Source organism: Komagataeibacter kakiaceti JCM 25156, from assembly GCF_000613305.1.
On record NZ_BAIO01000275.1, the window covers coordinates 1 to 3,195 of the forward strand.

The following is a 3,195-nucleotide window of genomic DNA, read 5'->3' on the forward strand; positions in this document are numbered from 1 at the left end:
CGCCTGCCCGTAGCCATAGGCCAGGTGCTGGATCATGTGCAGCAGCAGCGAAAGCGCCGTGCCCCCCAGCCCGGACAGGATGCCCGTGCCGATGACCGCGATGGCCAGGACCGGCCATGAAGATGGTGTGGTGGAAGGGGACGGAGGGGCGGGTGCGTTCATGGTGCAATGAGGTATGCCGGATCAGGGGCCGGGCGCAAGGCGGGTTTCGGCCACACAGGGCAGGTTACGGAACATGGCGCGGATAACCCGTTCCCCTCCGGCCCGCGGGGCCATATCCCCGATTCGTACCGCAATGGTAAGGATATGTCCCGCAGTCCCGGCCAGCAGCCCGGCGCGGGTCTTTCCGCGCGCCGAATTACCTGCCCGTATGACGGTTTTACTTCAATATACAGTACTGCCCGCGCCATGACCGGCGGAACCGGGGCTTCCGGCAGGGAACTCCCACCCCCGCAGGGGCGCGTACGGGGGCGTAAACGGGGCCGGAAGGTGTGCAGAACGGCAACACATTCACACCGTAATGATCGCTTTGAAATCCGCTAGCAAGTTCATATTGCTTCAGGATATAGTTGCCTGTACGGAACTAGAGGCAACAAAATGAAATTTCAGGGGCCAGGCAGGAAGGGAACAAAATGAAATTCGTTATTGCCATCATCAAGCCGTTCAAGCTCGATGAGGTACGCGAAGGGTTGCACTCCATCGGTGTCGACGCACTGACCGCAACCGAGGTGAAGGGATATGGCCGCCAGAAAGGCCAGACCGAAATCTATCGCGGTGCCGAATACAACATTCAGTTTCTGCCCAAGATCAAACTTGAGATCGCGGTGCCGGACGCCCTGTGCGAAAAGGTGGTGGACGTGATCCAGACCGCCGCATGCACCGGCAAGATTGGCGATGGAAAGATTTTTGTTCTGGATCTTGAACAGGCAATACGGATCAGAACGCAGGAAACCGGAGAAAACGCACTGTGATCACAAAGATTGGCAAGAAAGCAGGGCTGGCGGGTGTGATTGGCGCGGCGGCCATGACCAGCCTGCCCGCCATGGCGGCCGACGCGGCCCCCCCCGCGATCGATACCGGCGATACCGCATGGATGCTGGTCAGCACGGCGCTCGTGCTGATGATGACCATTCCGGGCCTGGGTCTGTTCTATGCCGGCATGGTCCGCAAGAAAAACGTGCTTGCGACACTCATGCAGTCGTTCGCGATCTGCTGCATCATGACCGTGGTGTGGATGATGCTGGGCTACAGCCTGGCCTTTACTTCGGGCAACGCCTTCATCGGCGGCCTGTCGCGGGTTATGCTTAACGGGTTGGGCGCCGGCATCTCCAAGGGGTCGGACGTGGCGTTCACCATGCGGCGGGCACGCCCGCTGCCACGGCCATGACCATCCCCGAAAGCGTGTTCATGACGTTCCAGATGACGTTCGCGATCATCACCCCGGCCCTGATCGCCGGTGCGTTCGCCGAGCGGATGAAATTCAGCGCCCTGTGCGTGTTCACCATCGTCTGGTCGCTGCTGGTCTACGTGCCCATCGCCCACTGGGTGTGGGGACCGGATGGATGGGTCGCGGGCAAGATCGGCGCCATTGACTTCGCCGGTGGCACGGTCGTGCATATCAATGCCGGTATCGCCGGTCTTGTCGCCGCCCTGGTGATCGGACGGCGCAAGGGATATGGCGTTGACGACATGTCCCCCTACAACCTGACCTATGCCGTGATTGGCGCATCCCTGCTGTGGGTTGGCTGGTTCGGCTTCAACGCCGGGTCCGCCGCTGGCGCGAACGGTCGCGCGGGCATGGCCATGGCGACGACCCAGATCGCGACGGCGGGCGCCGGTGTCGCATGGATGTGCGCCGAATGGCTCAAGACCGGCAAGCCCACGGTGCTTGGCATCATTTCCGGCGCGGTGGCGGGTCTTGTGGCCATTACGCCCGCGGCGGGCTTCGTGCTGCCCGGCAGTGCGCTGCTGATCGGCCTTGCCGCCGGTGTGATCTGCTTCTGGGGCGCGACAACGCTGAAGCACCTGATGGGCTATGATGACAGCCTCGATGCGTTTGGCGTGCATGGTATTGGCGGTATCGTGGGTGCGCTGCTGACGGGCGTGTTCGCCTATGGCCCGCTTTCCGCCACCGACGCCAGCCCCGATGGCGTCAGCGGTTCGTTCGCGCAGTTCCTGGCGCAGGCGGAATCCGTGGGTATCACCATTGTATGGTGCGGTGTGCTGACCTTCGTGATCCTGAAGATCGTGGATCTGACGATCGGCCTGCGCGTCTCCCCGGATGAGGAAATGGAAGGCCTCGACATGGCCCTGCATGGCGAACGGATCAATTCCTGATCCTTTCCCCCCTGAAAAAACACGAGGGCGGCCCCATGGGGTCGCCCTTTTTTTATGCCCGGCCCTGCCGGACCCGCCTGGAAAACGCCGCCTTTTTTAAAAGGCGGCGCCCAGAAACTTTTATCAGATTATCATCAATTGGTTATCCGAAACAGTTTCTCAGAAATTCTGTGAGATTCCTGTCAGGATCGTGCGGCGCAGGCCGTATTGCGGCGCACCCACCCCGATGCCGGTGCCGCTGCGCAGCATGTAGGATGATCGAACAGGTTGGTGACATCCAGCCGCAACTGCGTGGTGCGGAAAAACGGGGAATGGAACAGATCCCGAAAGGACTGCACCAGCGACATGTTGAACGTGGCGTATTGCGGCACCACGCCGCCATTGGGAATGTCCGTATCCTGCCGCAGCCCGCTGCCGTAAACCATGGTGGCGGACAGCCGGGTGGGGTGGCCCGTGCGGTGAAAGAACGTGTACGCTCCCCCGGCCGAGGCGGTCCAGCGCTGGTCATGGTCCAGATGCACCCAGCGGTGGCTGATATAGGCCAGATCATCCGGCGCGAAATTGAACTGCGCGCTGGTGATGTCCTTTCCGATCGCGCGTGACCACGCCATGTTGCCATAGAGCGAGATCGGCCCGTGATCGTAGGAGGTGGCGACCTCATACCCGTTCACCTGCCCGCGCCGGTAATTGAAGCCGGACAGGATGATGGGCGCGCCGAACTGCCCTTCATCAATCAGGTTATGGGCCAGCTTGTAATAGGCGTCGAACGAGACGCGCCAGCCGGGCAGGAGAACCTGCTCGATCCCGGCGTCGAAGTAATGGTCGCGCTCGGCGCGCACCGTCCCGCTTCCCGATGAG

Annotated in this window: 1 protein-coding gene and 2 pseudogenes; 2 read left to right on the top strand and 1 reads right to left on the bottom strand. The window is 61.7% G+C overall.

All coding sequences use genetic code 11. The features are described from left to right. Positions 1-632 precede the first annotated feature (632 nt). The gene (locus JCM25156_RS12160; protein ID WP_025813273.1) at positions 633-971 is read left to right on the top strand and encodes a P-II family nitrogen regulator; all 339 of its coding nucleotides are present in this window, start codon (positions 633-635) and stop codon (positions 969-971) included. A 53-nt stretch (positions 972-1,024) separates the two neighbouring features. Further along, positions 1,025-2,337, top strand: a pseudogene (locus JCM25156_RS24050) (ammonium transporter). A gap of 159 nt (positions 2,338-2,496) precedes the next feature. Here JCM25156_RS24050 and JCM25156_RS24055 read toward each other — a convergent pair. Further along, positions 2,497-3,195 (bottom strand): annotated as a pseudogene (locus tag JCM25156_RS24055) (TonB-dependent receptor); the annotation flags it as partial.

Coding starts and splice junctions, on each gene's coding strand:
- JCM25156_RS12160 (WP_025813273.1), top strand. CDS start 633: ATGAAATTCGTTATTGCCATCATCAAGCCGTTCAAGCTCGATGAGGTA.